This is a genomic window from Streptomyces sp. NPDC056361, assembly GCF_042262805.1.
Taxonomy (GTDB): domain Bacteria; phylum Actinomycetota; class Actinomycetes; order Streptomycetales; family Streptomycetaceae; genus Streptomyces.
The window spans coordinates 1-17,621 of sequence record NZ_JBHJQI010000035.1 but is presented as its reverse complement, the minus strand read 5'-3'; the positions used below and the strand labels follow the sequence as shown (position 1 = coordinate 17,621).

General features: G+C 71.2%; 16 protein-coding genes. 2 read left to right on the top strand and 14 right to left on the bottom strand.

Annotation, left to right across the window (positions count from 1 at the left end):
• Positions 1 to 2 precede the first annotated feature (2 nt).
• The 14 genes from ahcY to ACFCY7_RS14090 all read right to left on the bottom strand — a co-directional run bounded on the left by ahcY (position 3) and on the right by ACFCY7_RS14090 (position 15,841).
• Positions 3 to 1,412, bottom strand: coding sequence for an adenosylhomocysteinase (gene ahcY, locus ACFCY7_RS14155; protein WP_376484467.1), 1,410 nt, complete (start codon positions 1,410 to 1,412; stop codon positions 3 to 5).
• Complete coding sequence (gene metF / locus ACFCY7_RS14150; protein ID WP_376484465.1) at positions 1,405 to 2,268, bottom strand: methylenetetrahydrofolate reductase [NAD(P)H]; 864 nt, start codon at positions 2,266 to 2,268, stop codon at positions 1,405 to 1,407. The genes ahcY and metF overlap by 8 nt, the downstream gene beginning before the upstream one ends.
• The gene (metH, locus tag ACFCY7_RS14145) at positions 2,265 to 5,732 is read right to left on the bottom strand and encodes a methionine synthase (RefSeq protein ID WP_376484463.1); all 3,468 of its coding nucleotides are present in this window, start codon (positions 5,730 to 5,732) and stop codon (positions 2,265 to 2,267) included. The genes metF and metH overlap by 4 nt, the downstream gene beginning before the upstream one ends.
• A complete protein-coding gene (locus tag ACFCY7_RS14140; protein WP_376484461.1) occupies positions 5,729 to 6,712 on the bottom strand; it encodes a carbohydrate kinase family protein in 984 nt (327 codons plus the stop codon). The genes metH and ACFCY7_RS14140 overlap by 4 nt, the downstream gene beginning before the upstream one ends.
• 5 nt (positions 6,713 to 6,717) lie before the next feature.
• Positions 6,718 to 7,953, bottom strand: a complete 1,236-nt coding sequence (metK, locus tag ACFCY7_RS14135; RefSeq protein WP_376484460.1) for a methionine adenosyltransferase — start codon at positions 7,951 to 7,953, stop codon at positions 6,718 to 6,720.
• On the bottom strand, positions 7,950 to 8,201 hold the full coding sequence (locus tag ACFCY7_RS14130; RefSeq protein WP_376484458.1) for an acyl carrier protein: 252 nt from the start codon (positions 8,199 to 8,201) through the stop codon (positions 7,950 to 7,952). Before ACFCY7_RS14130 ends, metK begins: the two co-directional genes overlap by 4 nt.
• Before the next feature lie 13 nt (positions 8,202 to 8,214).
• Positions 8,215 to 8,682 (bottom strand): holo-ACP synthase, encoded by a 468-nt coding sequence (gene acpS / locus ACFCY7_RS14125; RefSeq protein ID WP_376484457.1) that lies wholly within the window; start codon positions 8,680 to 8,682, stop codon positions 8,215 to 8,217.
• A gap of 1 nt (position 8,683) precedes the next feature.
• Positions 8,684 to 9,583: a hypothetical protein gene (locus ACFCY7_RS14120; RefSeq protein ID WP_376484456.1), complete on the bottom strand. Its 900-nt coding sequence runs from the start codon at positions 9,581 to 9,583 to the stop codon at positions 8,684 to 8,686.
• Between the two features lie 51 nt (positions 9,584 to 9,634).
• A complete protein-coding gene (locus ACFCY7_RS14115; RefSeq protein WP_376484454.1) occupies positions 9,635 to 10,528 on the bottom strand; it encodes a diiron oxygenase in 894 nt (297 codons plus the stop codon).
• A gap of 28 nt (positions 10,529 to 10,556) precedes the next feature.
• Positions 10,557 to 11,600, bottom strand: coding sequence for a class I SAM-dependent methyltransferase (locus ACFCY7_RS14110; RefSeq protein ID WP_376484452.1), 1,044 nt, complete (start codon positions 11,598 to 11,600; stop codon positions 10,557 to 10,559).
• Positions 11,597 to 12,439 (bottom strand): class I SAM-dependent methyltransferase, encoded by an 843-nt coding sequence (locus tag ACFCY7_RS14105; protein ID WP_376484449.1) that lies wholly within the window; start codon positions 12,437 to 12,439, stop codon positions 11,597 to 11,599. The genes ACFCY7_RS14110 and ACFCY7_RS14105 overlap by 4 nt, the downstream gene beginning before the upstream one ends.
• Positions 12,440 to 12,514: 75 nt before the next feature.
• Positions 12,515 to 13,054 carry a MaoC family dehydratase gene (locus ACFCY7_RS14100; RefSeq protein ID WP_376484447.1) on the bottom strand — a complete coding sequence of 180 codons (540 nt, stop codon included), beginning with the start codon at positions 13,052 to 13,054 and terminating at the stop codon, positions 12,515 to 12,517.
• 89 nt (positions 13,055 to 13,143) lie between these two features.
• On the bottom strand, positions 13,144 to 14,379 hold the full coding sequence (locus ACFCY7_RS14095) for a trans-sulfuration enzyme family protein (RefSeq protein WP_376484445.1): 1,236 nt from the start codon (positions 14,377 to 14,379) through the stop codon (positions 13,144 to 13,146).
• A gap of 22 nt (positions 14,380 to 14,401) precedes the next feature.
• Positions 14,402 to 15,841 carry an MFS transporter gene (locus ACFCY7_RS14090; RefSeq protein WP_376484444.1) on the bottom strand — a complete coding sequence of 480 codons (1,440 nt, stop codon included), beginning with the start codon at positions 15,839 to 15,841 and terminating at the stop codon, positions 14,402 to 14,404.
• A 198-nt stretch (positions 15,842 to 16,039) separates the two neighbouring features.
• On the opposite strand from ACFCY7_RS14090, the gene ACFCY7_RS14085 reads away from it, so the two are divergent.
• Both ACFCY7_RS14085 and ACFCY7_RS14080 read left to right on the top strand, forming a co-directional pair.
• On the top strand, positions 16,040 to 16,714 hold the full coding sequence (locus ACFCY7_RS14085) for a hypothetical protein (protein WP_376484441.1): 675 nt from the start codon (positions 16,040 to 16,042) through the stop codon (positions 16,712 to 16,714).
• Between the two features lie 118 nt (positions 16,715 to 16,832).
• Positions 16,833 to 17,576 carry a hypothetical protein gene (locus tag ACFCY7_RS14080; RefSeq protein ID WP_376484439.1) on the top strand — a complete coding sequence of 248 codons (744 nt, stop codon included), beginning with the start codon at positions 16,833 to 16,835 and terminating at the stop codon, positions 17,574 to 17,576.
• The last annotated feature ends 45 nt before the right edge of the window (positions 17,577 to 17,621 follow it).

Below are 17,621 nucleotides of genomic sequence, written 5' to 3'. Positions count from 1 at the left end.
CCTCAGTAGCGGTAGTGGTCCGGCTTGTACGGGCCTTCGACGGGGACGCCGATGTACGACGCCTGCTCGGGGCGGAGGGTCGTCAGCTTGACGCCGAGGGCGTCGAGGTGGAGGCGGGCGACCTTCTCGTCGAGGTGCTTCGGCAGCGTGTACACGCCTACCGGGTACTGCTCCGGCTTCGTGAAGAGCTCGATCTGGGCCAGGGTCTGGTCCGCGAAGGAGTTCGACATCACGAAGGAGGGGTGGCCGGTGGCGTTGCCGAGGTTCAGGAGGCGGCCCTCGGAGAGGACGATGACGACCTTGCCGTCGTCGAACGTCCAGGTGTGGACCTGCGGTTTGACCTCGTCCTTCACGATGCCGGGGATCTGCGCGAGGCCGGCCATGTCGATCTCGTTGTCGAAGTGGCCGATGTTGCCGACGATGGCCTGGTGCTTCATCCGGGCGATGTCGGACGCCATGATGATGTCCTTGTTGCCGGTCGTGGTGATGAAGATGTCGGCCGTCTCCACCACGTCGTCGAGGGTCGCGACCTGGTAGCCGTCCATCGCCGCCTGGAGGGCGCAGATGGGGTCGATCTCGGTGACGATGACGCGCGCGCCCTGGCCGCGCAGCGATTCGGCCGAGCCCTTGCCGACGTCGCCGTAGCCGCAGACGACGGCGGTCTTGCCGCCGATGAGGACGTCGGTGGCGCGGTTGATGCCGTCGATGAGGGAGTGGCGGCAGCCGTACTTGTTGTCGAACTTCGACTTGGTCACGGCGTCGTTGACGTTGATCGCCGGGAAGAGGAGTGCGCCGTCGCGGTGCATCTCGTAGAGGCGGTGGACGCCGGTCGTCGTCTCCTCCGTGACGCCGCGGATCGAGGCCGCGATCGTCGACCAGTCCAGGGTTGTGCTCTGCAGGAGGGACCGGATCACCGCCGACTCCTCGTTCGACGCCTCGGGCAGCACGCCGGTCTTCTGGTACTCCGCACCCTTGTGGACGAGGAGCGTCGCGTCACCGCCGTCGTCCAGGATCATGTTGGGCCCGTCGGCGTCCGGCCAGGTCAGGGCCTGCTCCGTGCACCACCAGTACTCCTCCAGGGTCTCGCCCTTCCAGGCGAAGACGGGGATGCCGGCGGCGGCGACGGCCGCGGCGGCGTGGTCCTGGGTGGAGTAGATGTTGCAGGACACCCAGCGGACCTGGGCGCCGAGGGCGACCAGGGTCTCGATGAGGACGGCGGTCTGCACGGTCATGTGCAGGGAGCCGGTGATCCGGGCGCCGGCGAGCGGCTGCCGCTCGGCGTACTCGCGGCGGATCGACATCAGGCCGGGCATCTCGTGCTCGGCGAGGGTGATCTCCTTGCGGCCGAAGGCGGCGAGGCGGATGTCGGCGACCTTGAAGTCGGTGAACTTGAAGTCGGTGAACTCAGACATGTGCGGCAACTCTCCTTGCGCTGAGGACGGTTCGGTGGATTTCCAGGGCCGCCGTCGACTTGTTGAGCGTGATGTAGTGCAGGCCCGGCGCGCCCTCTTCGAGCAGTCGCAGGCCCATCGCGGTCGCGTGCTCGACGCCGGTCCGGTAGGCCGTCGCCGGGTCGTCCTTGGCCGCTTCCAGGCGGTGGGCCAGGTCTTCGGGGAACGCGGCGTCGCTCAGCTCGGCGAAGCGCCGGATCTGGCGGACGTCGGTGGCGGGCATGATCTCCGGGATGATCGGGGTGTCGCAGCCGGCGGCGGCGACCCGGTCCCGGAGCCGCAGGTAGTCCTCGGGGTCGAAGAACATCTGCGTGATGGCGTAGTCGGCGCCCGCCCGGCACTTGGCGACGAAGTGTGCGAGGTCGGCGGCCGGGTCGGCGGAGCGCGGGTGGCCCTCCGGGAAGGCCGCGACGCCGATCCGGAAGTCGCCCAGCGAGCGCACCAGTTCGACGAGTTCGCAGGCGTGGGTGAAGCCCCGCGGGTGCGGGGTCCACGCGCCACGCGGGTCGCCCGGCGGGTCGCCGCGCAGGACGAGGACGTCGCGGACGCCGGCGTCGGCGTAGGCGCCGATGATGGCGCGGAGCTCGGCGACGGAGTGCCCGACGGCCGTCAGATGGGCGACGGGCCGCAGGGTGGTCTCGGTGACGATGCGCTTCGTGACGTCGATGGTCCGGTCGCGGGACGAGCCGCCCGCGCCGTACGTCACGGACACGAAGTCCGGTTTGAGGGCCTCCACGCGCCGGATCGCGTCCCACAGGGTCTGCTCGCCCCTGTCCGTCTTCGGCGGGAAGAATTCGAAGGAGTACGTGGGGTTCACGGGCGGCGGCCTCCCGCGTTGAAGTAGCTCGCCTCGGGGTGGTGGACGACGAGGGCGTCGGTCGACTGCTCGGGGTGCAGCTGGTACTCCTCCGAGAGCTCGACCCCGATCCGCTCGGGACGGAGCAGGGCGGCGATCTTCGCGCGGTCCTCCAGGTCGGGGCAGGCGGGGTAGCCGAGGGAGTAGCGGCAGCCCTGGTACTCGGTGCGCAGCATGCCCTCCAGGCCGGCGGGGTCGGCGGCGCCGATGCCCCAGTCGGCGCGGACGCGGGCGTGCCAGTACTCGGCGAGGGCTTCGGCCAGTTGGACGGAGAGGCCGTGGAGTTCGAGGTAGTCGCGGTAGGCGTCGGCGGCGAAGAGCCGGGCCGTCTCCTCCCCGATCCTCGATCCGACGGTGACGACCTGGAAGGCGACCGCATCCACCTCGCCGGAGTCCTCGGCGCGGTGGAAGTCGGCCAGGCAGAGGCGGCGGCCGCGCTGCTGGCGGGGGAAGGAGAAGCGGGTCCGCTCGCCTCCGTCCTCGTCCAGGACGATGAGGTCGTCGCCCTTGGAGACGCAGGGGAACCAGCCGTGGACGACGGCCGCTTCGACGAGGCCCTCGCGTTCGATCCGGTCGAGCAGGGCCCGGAGGCGCGGCCGGCCCTCGGTCTCGATGGTCGTGGCGTCCTTGAGGCCCCACTGGCCTTTGAAGAGGGCGGTCTCGTCGAGCCAGGGGGCGTACGCGGCCAGCGGGATGCCGGTGGTGACCTTCGTCCCGAGAAAGGGGGGCTCGGGTACGGGGTTGTCGGCGGCGACGTCGGAGCGGCCCGCCGGCTCGGGTTCCCGGACCTCCACCGGCGGCTCGGCGCGCCTGGGCACTCTGCGCTGCTTGAGCGGGGGCAGTACGGCTCCGGGGACGCCGCGCTTGACGCCCATCAGGGCGTCCATGAGGCGTAGGCCCTCGAAGGCGTCGCGGGCGTAGCGGACCTCGCCCTGGTAGATCTCGTGGAGGTCCTGTTCGACGTAGGCCCTGGTCAGGGCGGCGCCGCCGAGGATGACGGGGTACTTCGCGGCCAGTCCGCGGCCGTTCAGTTCCTGCAGGTTCTCCTTCATGATCACGGTGGACTTCACGAGGAGGCCGGACATGCCGATGACGTCGGCGGAGTGCTCCTCGGCGGCTTCCAGGATCGCGGAGACGGGCTGCTTGATGCCGATGTTGACGACGTTGTAGCCGTTGTTGGAGAGGATGATGTCGACGAGGTTCTTGCCGATGTCGTGGACGTCGCCGCGGACGGTGGCGAGGACGATCGTGCCCTTGCCCTCGGCGTCGGACTTCTCCATGTGCGGCTCCAGGTGGGCCACCGCGGTCTTCATGACCTCGGCGGACTGGAGCACGAACGGCAGCTGCATCCGGCCGGAGCCGAACAGCTCGCCGACGGTCTTCATGCCGTCGAGGAGGGTGTCGTTGACGATCTCCAGGGCGGGGCGGAGGGCGAGCGCGGAGTCCAGGTCGGCTTCGAGGCCGTTCTTCTCGCCGTCGACGATGCGCCGCTTGAGGCGCTCGTCGAGGGGCAGGGCGAGGAGTTCCTCGGCCTTGCCGGCCTTGAGGGACGTGGCCGTGGCGCCCTCGAAGATCTCCAGGAAGCGCTGGAGCGGGTCGTAACCGTCGGTGCGGCGGTCGTGGATGAGGTCGAGCGCGACCTGGACCTGCTCGGGTTCGAGGCGGGCGATGGGCAGGATCTTCGAGGCGTGCACGATCGCCGAGTCGAGGCCGGCCTTGACGCATTCGTCGAGGAAGACGGAGTTGAGGACGATGCGGGCGGCCGGGTTGAGGCCGAAGGAGATGTTGGAGAGGCCGAGGGTCGTCTGGACGTCGGGGTGGCGGCGCTTGAGTTCGCGGATGGCCTCGATGGTGGCGATGCCGTCCTTGCGGGACTCCTCCTGGCCGGTGCAGATGGTGAAGGTGAGGGTGTCGATGAGGATGTCCGACTCGAGGATGCCCCAGTTGCCGGTGAGGTCGTCGATGAGCCGTTCGGCGATGGCGACCTTCGCCTCGGCCGTGCGGGCCTGGCCCTGCTCGTCGATGGTCAGCGCCATCAAGGCCGCGCCGTGCTCCTTGGCGAGGGCGGTGACCTGGGCGAAGCGGGAGGCGGGGCCGTCGCCGTCCTCGTAGTTGACGGAGTTGACGACGGCGCGGCCGCCGAGTTTCTCCAGGCCGGCGCGCAGGACGTCGACCTCGGTGGAGTCGAGGACGATCGGGAGGGTGGAGGCGGTCGCGAAGCGGCCGGCCAGCTCCTGCATGTCGGCGGTGCCGTCGCGGCCGACGTAGTCGACGCACAGGTCGAGCATGTGCGCGCCTTCGCGGATCTGGTCGCGGGCCATCTCGACGCAGTCGTCCCAGCGGCCTTCCAGCATGGCCTCGCGGAACTTCTTGGAGCCGTTGGCGTTGGTGCGCTCGCCGATGGCGAGGTAGGCGGTGTCCTGACGGAACGGCACGTGGCTGTACAGGGAGGAGGCGCCGGGTTCGGGCGCCGGGCGCCGGTCGAGGACGGCGGCGCCCCGGACGCGGTCGACGATCGCGCGCAGGTGTTCCGGGGTCGTACCGCAGCAGCCGCCGACCAGGGCGGGGCCGTAGTCGCGTACGAACGTCTCCTGGGCGTCGGCGAGTTCGGTCGGGGACAGGGGGTAGTGGGCGCCGTCGGAGGTGAGGACGGGCAGGCCGGCGTTCGGCATGACGGAGATCGGGACGCGGGCGTGCCGGGAGAGGTGGCGCAGGTGCTCGGCCATCTCGGCGGGGCCGGTGGCGCAGTTGAGGCCGATCATGTCGATGCCGAGCGGCTCCAGGGCGGTGAGCGCGGCGCCGATCTCGGAGCCGAGGAGCATGGTGCCGGTGGTCTCAACGGTGACCTGGACGATGACGGGCAGGTCGACGCCGACCCAGTCGAGGGCGCGGCGGGCGCCGATGACGGCGGCCTTGGTCTGGAGCAGGTCCTGCGAGGTCTCGATGAGGAGGGCGTCGGCGCCGCCGCGGATCAGGCCTTCCGCGTTCTGCCGGAAGGCGTCGCGGAGGGGTTCGTACGTGACGTGGCCGAGGGTGGGGAGTTTGGTGCCGGGGCCCATGGAGCCGAGGACCCAGCGGGGGCGGCCGTCGGCGGCCGTGTGGGCGTCGGCCGTGGTGCGGGCGATGCGGGCGCCGGCCTCGGAGAGCTCGTACACCCGGTTCTCGATGCCGTACTCGGCGAGCGCCGCCAGGTTGGCCCCGAAGGTGTTGGTCTCGACGCAGTCCACGCCGACGGAGAAGTAGGCGTCGTGGACCGAGGCGACGATGTCGGGGCGGGTGAGGTTGAGGATCTCGTTGCAGCCCTCCAGGTTCCGGAAGTCGTCGAGGGTCGGGTCGGCGGCCTGGAGCATGGTGCCCATGGCGCCGTCGGCGACGACGACGCGGGTCGCGAGCTCCTCCCTGAGCGACCGGCGGGCCGCGCTCATGACAGCCCCCTCAGGTGCGTGACGAGGGTGGCGGTGCAGCCGACGCCGTACGTCGTCCTGATCCGGTCGAGGAGGGAGTCCCGGTGCAGCCGGTACTCCTGCGTCCCCACGTAGTCGAGGACGGTCGCGGAGACCGCGCAGCCGAGCTGTGCCGCGCACCGCTCCGGGACGCCCCACAGGGTCCCGGCGAGGAACCCGGCCCGGAAGGCGTCGCCGACGCCGGTCGGGTCGACGACGGCGGGGACCTCCACCGCCGGCACGGCGAGGGTGGGGCGGGCCTCGCCGCGGATGCGGACGCCCGCCTCGCCGTGGGTGGTGACCCAGGTGGCGACCCGGCGCAGGACGTCGGCCTCCGTCCAGCCGGACTTCTCCAGGAGGAGGGCCGTCTCGTACTCGTTGGTGAAGAGGAACCGCGCCCCGTCCACCAGCTCCCGCACCTCTCCCCCGTCGAGCCGCGCCAGCTGCTGGGACGGGTCGGCGGCGAAGGGGATGCCCAGGTCACGGCAGGTGCGGGTGTGCCGGAGCATGGCCTGGGGGTCGTCCGGGGAGACCAGGACCAGTTCCAGGCGGCCGGTGCGCGCGACGACGTCCCGCAGGTCGATCTCGCGCGCCTCGGCCATCGCCCCCGCGTAGAAGGTGGCGATCTGGTTCTGGGCCCGGTCGGTGGTACAGACGAAGCGGGCGGTGTGGAGCGACTCGCTGACGCGCACCGAGTCGGTGTCCACGCCGTGGTCCTTCAGCCACACCCGGTACGGCTCGAAGTCGGCGCCGACCGCGCCCACGAGGGCGGGCCGCAGGCCGAGGACGCCGAGGCCGAAGGCGATGTTCGCTGCCACTCCGCCGCGCCTGACCTCCAGGTCGTCGGCGAGGAACGACAGGGAGACCCGGTCGAGCCGGTCGGCGAGGAGCTGCTCGCCGAACCAGCCGGGGAAGGTCATCAGATGGTCGGTCGCGATGGATCCCGTGACAGCGATGCGCATCTCCCTCAGACCCCTTCCCCTTCTTGCGCCGCCTTCTTCAGGGCCTCCACGCGGTCCGTGCGCTCCCAGGTGAACTCGGGGAGTTCGCGGCCGAAGTGGCCGTAGGCGGCGGTCTTCGCGTAGATGGGCCGCTTGAGGTCCAGGTCGCGGATGATCGCGGCGGGCCGCAGGTCGAAGACGGTGCCGACGGCTTCCTGGATGCGCTCGTCCGGGAGGGTGCCGGTGCCGAAGGTCTCGACGAAGAGGCCGACGGGCTCGGCCTTGCCGATGGCGTAGGCGACCTGGACCTCGCAGCGGCGGGCGAGGCCGGCGGCGACGACGTTCTTCGCGACCCAGCGCATGGCGTACGCGGCCGAGCGGTCGACCTTCGACGGGTCCTTGCCGGAGAAGGCGCCGCCACCGTGCCGGGCCATCCCGCCGTACGTGTCGATGATGATCTTCCGGCCGGTGAGTCCGGCGTCGCCCATGGGGCCGCCGACCTCGAAGCGGCCGGTGGGGTTGACCAGGAGCCGGTAGCCGTCGGACTCCAGGCTGACGCCCTCCTCGACGAGCTGCTTGAGGACGTGCTCGACGACGTACTCGCGGACGTCCGGGGTGAGCAGGCCCTCGACGGAGATGTCGGCGGCGTGCTGCGAGGAGACGACGACCGTGTCGAGGCGGACGGCCCGGTCGCCGTCGTACTCGATGGTGACCTGCGTCTTGCCGTCCGGGCGCAGGTACGGCACGGTGCCGTCCTTGCGGACCTCGGTGAGGCGGCGGGACAGCCGGTGGGCCAGGGCGATCGGCAGCGGCATCAGCTCGGCCGTGTCGTCGCAGGCGTAGCCGAACATCAGGCCCTGGTCGCCGGCGCCCTGTGCGGCGAGCTCGGCGTCCTCTCCCTTCGGGGAAGCTCCCTCGACCCGGGACTCGTACGCCGTGTCGACGCCCTGCGCGATGTCCGGCGACTGCGCGCCGATGGACACCGAGACGCCGCAGGAGGCGCCGTCGAAGCCCTTCGCGGAGGAGTCGTAGCCGATGTCGAGGATCGCCTCGCGCACCAGCTTGGCTATCGGCGCGTACGCGGTGGTGGTGACCTCGCCGGCGATGTGCACGAGACCGGTGGTGATCAGCGTCTCGACCGCCACGCGGGAGGAGGGGTCCTCGGCGAGGAGGGCGTCGAGGATGGTGTCGCTGATCCGGTCGGCGATCTTGTCGGGGTGTCCCTCGGTCACGGACTCCGAGGTGAAGAGGCGGCGGCTCATGCCTGGACCTCCACCGGGGCCTTGAAGAAGTGCCGCTCGATGGCGTCGAGGGTGCGGATGGAGTCGACCTCCAGGGTCTCCATCCGGATCGCGGTGCCGCTCTCCTGCTCCAGGAGGAAGACGAACTCGACGAAGGACAGCGAGTCGATGAGCCGGTTCTCGATCAGGTCGAGGTCGGACGCGATGTCGTCGCGCTCGGGGTGACGGTCCAGGATCCAGTTCTTCACCGTCTGCAGGCCGTCGGCCATGGTTGCTCTCCTTTTAGCTACTGCTGGATACGGAAGGGGTGAGGGGCGCGGGCACGGGTGTCGCGGCGACGATCGGGGCGGCCACCGCGACCGCGTAGTCCACGTCGTGGCTGATGGACACGGTGATCTCGGTGATGCCGGACGCGGCGGCCATCTCGGCGGCGGCCCGGTGGAGCTCCACGAGCGGCCAGCCGCCCTCGGAGCGCCGTACGACGATGTCCGGCCAGGGCAGGAACCTGCCTCGGACCCGCAAGGTCTTGAAGGCCGCTTCCTTGGCCGCGATCCGGCCGCACAGGCTCAGGACGTCGAGCCCGGAGGACGTACGGCAGTCGGCGAGCTCGCCGGGGGTGAGCATCCGCTCGAAGAACCGCTCCCCGTACTGGGCGAGGAGCTTGCGGACACGGTTGACGGACACGATGTCCATGCCGAGGTTCGCCCACCCCAGGCCGCCCGCCGGCGGGGCGGCGGGACGGGCCGGCACGTCAGATCACCGGCCCGGCCGTGCCGCTCGCACCGGCCCGCGTGCGGGCGTTCGCGTCGAGCACCGCCCGGGTGGCGGACTCCCAGCTGCCGTGGCGCCGGGTGAGTGCGGACAGCCATCGCTCCAGGCCGAAGGCGACGCAGCTGGTGAAGGCGGGGCCGCCGGTCGACTCCAGGGTGATGTCGCAGCGGTCGCCGAAGAAGTTCCGGTGCGTGTTGACCGAGGCGATGGCCAGGTCCTCGTACAGGAACTCGTACTTGACCGGGGTGAGGCGCTGGAGGACCGCTTTGGAGCCGCCCTTGTCGAAGAAGGGGTCGCAGGCGGCCTCCTTGCGCAGCGGCAGGTCGAGGGCGTCGGCGAAGGCGTGGATGCGGGCGGTGGAGTCCGCGAGGTGCGCCTCGGCGTGCTCGCGGGTGCCGATGGCGACGATCTCGCGCATGCGGAAGCCGAGTTGGCGCCGCATGCCCTCGTAGTGGGTCTCCTTGCGGAAGCACCAGGAGCAGATCGTGACGAGGGTGTCGTCGGCGACCCGGCGGCCCTGGTGGTCGAGGTAGACGGCGTAGCAGGACGCCGAGGGCAGTCCGAGCGCGGCGGGTTCGAGGGCCTCGCCGGGGAAGCTGCCGGTGGCGGCGGAGAACGGGGCGGTCGTGCGGCGCTCCAGGTCGAGCGGGGCGGCGACGACGGCCTGGTGGGGGAAGTTGTCGTAGTAGTCGAGCCGGGCCAGGTCGGCGGCGGGGAGCAGCGGGGGCATGGTCATCGGGCGGGCGCCCGCGGTCACGCCCCAGCGCTCGAAGGTGTCGTCGAGGAGCCGCAGCAGGCGGGTCCCCTCGGGGCCGAGCGAGGGCAGGCCCCTCGCCTGCCCCTGGGTTGCCCCGACGGTCGCGGGGGTCGTCACGGTCATGGTCTCTGCACCTCTCGGGTGGGAGGTCTCGGTCCGGGCGGACCGGGCGTGTCAGACGACGGGCAGGGTGTCGTCGGAGAAGATCCCGGTCTTCAGGAAGAAGGCGAGCGGCTTGCGGATGGCCTTGCGCTCGTGGGGGCGGCGGGCCGGGTCGGCGACGAGCGCGTTGCGCAGGGCGAGCGGGTCGGCGATGCCGGCGTCGCGGTAGACGTGCGGGTTGTAGAGGGAGTTGACGCTGTAGACGACGTACCGCTTGAGGTACGCCTCCACCTCGCGGACCCGTTCGGCGCTGACCGCCTGGCACATCCGGGTGTACAGGAGGGAGACCAGCTCGCGGCCGAAGGCGATGTGGCGGGACTCGTCCTGGTGGTGGATCCGGTTGACCTCGCGGATGGTGTGGCAGAGGGTGTCGTCCTTCGCCATCCGGGAGTTGTAGTGGTCGACGAGCTCCTCGAAGAAGAGGATGCGGGTGAAGACGAGGAAGTTCTCGACCTCGGGCTCCCAGGCGGCGTCGGCGCGCATCGCGGTGGAGCCGTAGATCTTGTTGCCGTAGCGGCGGCAGAACTCCGAGAAGAACCACATGTGTTCGTTCTCCTCGCCGATGAAGTGGTGGAAGAAGTCGGAGGGGACCTCGAAGCCGGGCATGTGGATGCGGCCGACGACCTCGATGAGGAGTTCGCGGATGCCGTGCACGTTGAGGCTGTAGAAGTTGACGGACTCCCACTTCGACAGGCGCTGAAGCGTTTCCTCGCCGAGGGCGTCGTAGTGCTCGGTGCCGTGGACGGTGAGCAGCTCCGGCGTCATCCAGAAGCGGTTCTCCTCCAGCGTCTCGGGCCACTGGAAGGTCTGGTACGGGTTGTAGTAGTCCTCGACCGAGCGCTCGCTGAGGCGGGCCAGGACCTCCATGAACCGGTCGGTCACGGGAAGGGGGGCGATGGCGCTCATGTTGTTGCTCCTCGTGACGGTGCGGGGCTCAGGGGCGGACTTCGTAGACCGCGTTGACCGGGGTCTCGGTCGCGCGCCGCCAGCGGGTGAAGCCGGCCTCCTCCGCGATGGCCCGGAAGGCCTTCTCGCCGGAGTGGTTGCCGAGCGCGTGCGGGCCGCGCTGCGCGACGGCGACGGGCAGGCACATGACGGCGGACAGCGCCATGAACATCCGGGCGGCGGGCGTCTGCGTGTCGATGTCCTGCGGGGAGACGTTCGACTCGACGAGCATCCAGGTGCCGTCCGCGTCCAGGGACTTGTGGACGTGCTGGGCGGCGGCGACCGGGTCGCCCATGTCGTGCAGGGCGTTGAAGAAGCACACCAGGTCGTAGCCGGAGCCCGGGTAGTCGTCGGCGGAGGCGACCTCGAAGACGACCCGGTCGGAGAGGCCGGCCTCCTCGGCGAGCTCCCGCGCGAGGGCGATGGCCTCCTCCGAGTAGTCGAAGCCGTGGACCGTGGCCCGCGGGAACGCCTTCGCGATCAGCAGGGTGGTGTGGCCGACGCCGCAGCCGACGTCGGCGACGGTGCCGCCGGCGGCGAGCTTGCCGGTGACCTCGTGCAGGGCGGGCAGCCAGTCCGGGACGAGCTTGTGCTCGTACGTCGGCTGGAAGAAGGAGCCCATGCCGGTGTCGAGGGCCGCGTCGTGCTCGGCCCAGCCGACGCCCTCGCCGGTGCGGTACGCGTCGACGAGCAGGTCCTCGGTGGCGTACAGCGCCTTCAGCGCGGTGAAGAACCCGGCCGCGTAGGTGACGGCCTTCGGGTCGGCGAGCACCTCGACGTGGTCGGCGGGGAGCGTGTACGTGAGGGAGCTCGGGTGCCGCTCCACGTACCCGGCGGAGAGCTGCGCGTGCAGCCACTCCTCGATGTAGCGGGGGTCGGTGGCGGTCCGCACGGCGAGCTGCTCGGCGGTCAGGGGGCCGTCGGCGGCCAGCGCCCGGTAGAGCCCGAGGCGCTCGCCGAGGGCGACGGTCAGGCCGCGGACGGCCGCGCCCGCGTCGGTGATGACCCGCTGGTGGAAGTCGTGGGCGCTCATGCCGCCTCCTCCTGGCCGTGGGTGGGGGTGTCGCAGGTGAACAGGAAGGAGCGGGGGACGCGGGGCAGTCCGCGGGGGGCGACCTGGTAGGGCCAGCGGCCGAAGTCGGCGCCGTCCTCACCGGGCTGCCTGACCTCCCGTACGACCCAGCCGCAGTCGGTGAGCAGCGCCTCGGGCTCCTCGGTGCCGAAGAGCCAGGGATTGCCGTCCTCTTCCAGGGCCGCCATGAAGCTCCGGGCGAGCGGGTTGTCCAGGGCGGCCTTGGAGATGACGTCGCCGAGCAGTACGGAGCCGGGTGCGGCGTGCGCGGAGAGCGTCGAGACGAGGGTGCGCACGGCCTGCTCGGGCAGGAAGAACAGCAGGCCCTCGACCACCCACAGGACGGGCTCCTCGCTCTTCCAGCCCGCTTCCTTCAGGGGGCCGGTCCAGTCCTGGGTCAGGTCGACGGGGACGGTGACGCGGCTGCGGCCGGCGGGGTGCGGCTCGTCCTTGAGCATCTCGGCCTTGGCCTCCAGGAGGGCGGGGCGGTCGAGCTCGTAGACGGTGACGCCGTCAGGCCAGGGCAGCCGGTAGAAGCGGGTGTCCATGCCGGCGGCGAGGAGGACGACCTGCCGGATGCCGCGCTCCTCCACCGCCTTCACGACGGCCCGGTCGAGGTAGGTGGTGCGGATGGCGAGGAACGGCACGATGCCGCCGCCGTCGTAGCGCGCGAGCAGTTCGAAGCCGATCTCGTCGGCGACGGTGCGCGCGTGGGGATCGGCGAACAGCCGGTCCTCGCGCTCGGTCTCCAGGGCGCGCGCGGCGGCGGTCCACTGGGCGGTGCGGGATACGGCCTCCACAGGAGGTCTCCCTTCACTCGGTTGTCGGAAGGTGTACGGACGGCCGTGTTCGGGGGCCCGACGAAGGACGGTTCGTCAGGCGCTCATGGCCGGGACACAGGTCTTGGCCGGTCGCGCGCAGGCGACGGGGTCCTCGGCCGCGGGCATCGACGACAGATGGTCGGCCTCGGAGTCGGCGGGGCGCCGGCGGAAGATGCTGTGCAGGATCATGCTGAACACGGCCGTCCCGTCGGGGGCCGCGAGCGTGCACCGCGGCTTGACGGTGCCGGTGGCGCGGTCGAACGGCGACGGGGTGGCGCCGAGGATCTCGACGCGGGCGGTGAGGGTGTCGCCCGGGCGGACGGGCCGCAGGTAGCGGACCTCGTCGATGCCGGGCGAGCCCATGCAGGCGCTGTAGGCGAGCAGTCCGTCGACGTAGCGCCGCATGAACATCGCCTGGGTGTGGAACCCGCTCGCGATCAGGCCGCCGAACTGCGAGTGCTCCGCGCGCTCGGGGTCCGTGTGGAAGGGCTGCGGGTCGAAGCGCCTGCCGAACTCCAGCACCTCCTCCGCCGTGACGGTGACGGTGCCCAGCTCGTGGACGTCGCCGGGCCGGAAGTCCTCGAAGTAGCGCATCGCGCTTCCCCCTTGACCTAGGAGTGGTCTTTCCCTGGCACACCCCAATCTACGAATCGACCATTTATTTTGTCAACCCAAAAGAAGACTCATGCGAGGGCTTGTTCGACGTCGCCCCACAGGTCCTCGACGTCCTCGACGCCGACGGACATCCGCACCAGCCCCGCACCGATCCCCGCAGCCGCCAACTCCCCCTCCCCCAGCTCCCGGTGTGACGTCGACGCCGGATGCGCCACCAGCGTCTCCACCCCGCCCAGCGACAGCGCGAGCCTCGCCAGCCGTACGCGCTCGATGAACGCCCGACCCGCCTCCCGCCCCCCGGCGAGCTCGAACGAGAGCAGCCCGCCCCCGCCGGCCAGGACCTTCCGGGCCATGGCGTACGAGGGGTGGTCCGCGCGCCACGGATGGTGGACCGCGACCACCGAGCGGTGCGCGGCGAGACGTTCGGCGAGCACGGCCGCGTTGGCGCAGTGCTCGCGCATCCGCAGCGGCAGGGTCGGTATCCCCCGCAGCGTCAGCCACGCCGCGAACGGGTCCGCGCAGGCGCCGAGTTCGACCGTGCGCGGCCAGATCCGGCGCCGCAGCCCGTCGTCCGCGAACACGGCGGCGCCACCGAGGACGTCCGAGTGCCCGGAGAGGTACTTGGTGGTCGAGTGCACGACGACGTCCGCGCCGAACTCCAGCGGCCGGCACAGCACCGGCGAGGCCAGCGAGTTGTCGACCACGCTCGTCACCCCGAGCGCCCGCGCCGCCGCGAGCAGCCCGGGCAGGTCGGGCACCTGCCCCGTGGGGTTCGCGATGGTCTCCAGGACCAGCAGCCGGGTCGCCGGGTGCACGGCCGCCGCCTCGAACTCGGCCGGGTCGTCGCCCGATATCCGCACCACCTCGATCCCGTACCGCTCGGCCAGGTCCGACAGGACGGCATGCGTCCCCCCGTACAGGCACCGCTGCGCCACCACCCGGTCGCCGGGCCTCAGGAGCGCCAGGAGCACCCCGCTGATCGCCCCCATCCCGGAGGCGAACGCGATGGCCCCCTCCCCGCCCTCCAGTCCCGCGAGGGTCCGCTCCAGCGCCCGCACGGTCGGATTGCCCCGGCGGCCGTACACGTACCGCCCGTCGGGCCCGGCCATCGCCTCGGCGAGCTCGGCCGCGGAGTCGAAGGCGAAGGCCGACGACTGCACGAGAGGCACGGAGAGCGGCCAACTCCCCTCATCGAACGGCTCGTTGATGACATGAACGGCACGGGTACTCAGTTCCACGGCGTTCCTCTCTGGATCCTGTCGGGGACACGGAAAAGGGGCCGCCCGACGTCCGGGGTCGGACATCGGGCGGCCCCTTCGGGGCGTTTCAGGCGGAGACCTTCTCGCCCTGCGGAGCGGGGGCGGACGCGGCCTCGGCGGCCACCGCCCTGTCGCCCTTCATGACGAGGAGGGTGACGACACCGCCGACGGCGGCGACGACCGCGGCGCCGATGAAGGCGGCCGAGAAGCCGTCGGTCAGCTTCGGCAGGTTGCCGAGCTGGTCGGCGCCCTGGGACATGGCGACGGCGGTGAGCGCGGCGAGGCCGAGCGCGGAGCCGACGTTGTAGGTGGTGTTGACGATGCCGGAGGCGAGACCCGCCTGCTCCTGCGGGGCGCCCGACATGGCGGCGATCATCGCCGGGATGTACGCGAGGGACATGCCGAGCGCGGCGACCAGCGAAGCCGGCAGGACGTCGACCAGGAACGTGCCGGTCGGCGGGACGGCGGCGAGCCAGACCAGGCCGGCGGCGAGGACGAGCAGACCGGCACCGATGAGCGGCTTCGCCCCGAACCGGCCCATGAGCCGGGCCGTGACGGCCGTCATGAAGATCATGAGGAGCACGGTCATCGGGAGCAGCGCGGCACCGGACGCGAAGGCGCCGTAGCCCAGGACCTGCTGGAGGTACAGGTTGAGGAAGTACCACATCGGGATCCAGGCGGCGCCGAGCAGCGTCATCGCCAGGTTGGCCGAGCCCAGGCGCGGGACCCGCCAGACGCCGAGCGGCATGAGCGGCTCGCGGACGGACCTCTGGATCACGAAGAAGAGGGCGAGGAGGGCGACGGCGCCGACCAGTTCGAGGACGGTGGCGGTGGCGCCCCAGCCGACCTCGGGGGCCCGGACCACGGCGAACACGGCGAGCGCGAGACCCGCGGTGACGGCCACGGCGCCGAGCACGTCGACCGAGCCGCGGCGCGAGCCGACATCCGGGAGCAGCCGGGTCGCGGCGAGGGTCGCGAGGCCGATCGGGATGTAGATGATGAAGACCCACTGCCACGCCGCCCACTCGGTGAAGACACCGCCGAGGAAGACGCCCGCGGTGCCGCCGGCGGGAGCGGCGGCGCCGTAGAGCGCCATCGCCTTGCCGAGCTCCTTCGGGTCGTGCATGAACAGCATCATCAGCAGGGTCATCGCGGAGGGCGCGATCAGCGCACCGCCGACGCCCTGGACGGCGCGGCCGGCGATCTCGACCCAGGCGGTCTGCGCGGCGGCGGCGAGGACCGAGCCGGCGATCATCACGACCCAGCCGGTGACGAAGATCTTCCGGGCCCCGACGAGGTCGGAGAGGCGTCCGCCGAGGAGCAGGAGGCCGCCGAAGACGATCACGTACGCGTTGAAGACCCACTGGAGCTCGCCCTGCGTGAAGCCCAGGTCCTTCTGCATCTCGGGGAGCGCGACCCCGATGATCGACGTGTCCATGATGACCATGAACTGGGCTGCTGCGAGCACGACAAGTGCCCACCAGCGCCGGGGATTGACGGTTGACATTGCCCTGACCCTTCGCTCGCGTCGGCCCCCGACCAGAGCCGGGGCATACCCCTAGGGGGTACCTGTGCGGAGCACCGTAACATACCCATGGGGGGTATGTAAGAGGGAGTCGGGGGCGCCCCGGAGAGCAGCCGTCCGGCACCCGGGACGCGCGGCGGACGCCCCCGTTCCGAGGCGCCCGGCGGGCAGAATGCCCCCATGACCGCAGACCAGGAACCCGCGCTCCTCCAGCGCTGGACCGCCACCCTGCTCGCCGCCCGCGCCGGCCACGAGGGCCCCGACCCCGCCCCGTACGGCCGGAACCTCCTGGCCCGCTGGGCCGAGCCGCAGCGCCGCTACCACACGGTCGACCACCTCCGCGCGGTCCTCGACCGCATCGACGAACTCGCCGACCAGGGCGGCGAGGGCGGCGAGTTGGAGCTCGTACGGCTCGCCGCCTGGTTCCACGACGCCGTCTACCGGCCCGACCGCTCGGAGAACGAGGAACGCTCGGCGACCCTCGCCGAGAAGGCCCTCACCGAGGTCGGACTCACCCCGCACGAGGTCACCGAGGTCGCCCGCCTCGTCCGACTGACGACCAGCCACGACCCCGACACCGGCGACCTCAACGGCGAGACCCTCTGCGACGCCGACCTCGCCATCCTGGCCACCGACCCCGATACGTACCGGGGGTATGCCGCGGCCGTCCGAGAGGAGTACGACTTCGTCCCCGACGACGCCTTCCGCGACGGCCGCGCCGCCGTCCTCCGCCAACTCCTCGCCCTCCCCAGCCTCTTCCGCACCCCGTACGGCGCGGCGGCCTGGGAGGGGAAGGCGCGGGAGAACATGGAACGGGAACTCGCCGAATTGACGGACATGTCCGGCAAGGACTGAAAGACATCGCCCCGACAGGCCCCTCCGACGCCAAAACGTAATGAGAAAGGCCGCATACCGCCGGTAAGATCATTTCGTTTTTCGTTGACCGCGAGAGAAGCCAGGAAAGCACAAGCACATGAGACTCCACAGGGCCCTTCCGATCGTCGCCGTATTGCCGGCCCTGCTCCTGGCTTCCGCGTGCAGCGGCGAATCGAAGGAATCCGGCGACAAGAATCAGAAGGCGGGCGCGAAGAGCACGCAGAGCGCCGCCGAGAAGAATTCCGCGGAAGCGAAGCGCATCGGCGCCCTCGACGCCGCCACGCTCGAAACGGTCGCCCTCACCGGAAAGGCCGCCGGGTTCGACGCCAAGAAGGTCGCCAAGGCCGAGGTCGAGGCCGGCCGCGACATGCAGGCCGACAAGAAGGCCTGCCAGCCCCTCGCCAGCCTCATCGGCGGCTTCACCCACCTCCCCTCGGTCGGCACCTCCCACCGCTCCCTCCAGCCCACCGACGCCACCAACGCCACCGTCGGCTCCATGTGGCTCGCCTCCCACTCGGAAGCCGACGCCACCCGCGTCATGACCGACCTCCGCGCCGCCGTCACCGCCTGCCCCAAGGGCTTCAAGACCCTCGGCCTCGCCTACGGCAAGGTCGAGAACCTCCCCGCCCCCAAGCTCGGCGACGGCGCCGACGAGACCGTCGCCTACCGGATCACCGGCGACATCGGCAAGCAGAAGGTCCCCATGACCTACACCGTCGTCCGCAGCGGCGGCGTCGTCGCCGCCTTCTACGGCGTCAACATGCTGGACCCGGACAAGGCGGCGATCCCGGCGCCGCTGGTCGACGCCCAGCTGAAGCGGATCGCGGACGCGCGGGACTGACCGCCCAAAGGGAAGGGGGCCTCCCCGGTGCTCCACGCACCGGGG